General features: G+C 68.8%; 1 protein-coding gene. It reads left to right on the forward strand.

The window, feature by feature from the left end; translation table 11 throughout:
• On the forward strand, positions 1-398 hold a 398-nt coding region (locus QCD75_RS21935; RefSeq protein WP_301231637.1), incomplete at both ends, for an alcohol dehydrogenase catalytic domain-containing protein.

Below are 398 nucleotides of genomic sequence, written 5' to 3' on the forward strand. Positions count from 1 at the left end.
GAGGCGCTGGTGGACATCCTCACGTGCGGGGTCTGCCACACGGACCTGGACTACAAGCAGGGCGGCATCGGCGATGAGTTCCCCTACCTGCTGGGCCATGAGGCCACGGGTGTGGTCAGCGCCGTCGGACCCGGCGTCACAGACGTCGTCCCGGGCGATCGGGTGATCCTGAACTGGCGTGCCGTCTGCGGGGAATGCCGCGCCTGCGCCAAGGGACAGCCCCAGTACTGCTTCAACACGCACAACGCGACGCAGAAGATGACGCTTGAAGACGGCACGGAACTCACCCCCGCCCTCGGCATCGGCGCCTTCGCGGAGAAGACCCTCGTCGCCGCCGGGCAGTGCACGAAAGTGGACGACGACGCCGATGCCGCCGCCGTCGGGCTGCTCGGCTGCGG

Source organism: Arthrobacter sp. PsM3 (assembly GCF_030433895.1).
Lineage (GTDB): Bacteria > Actinomycetota > Actinomycetes > Actinomycetales > Micrococcaceae > Arthrobacter.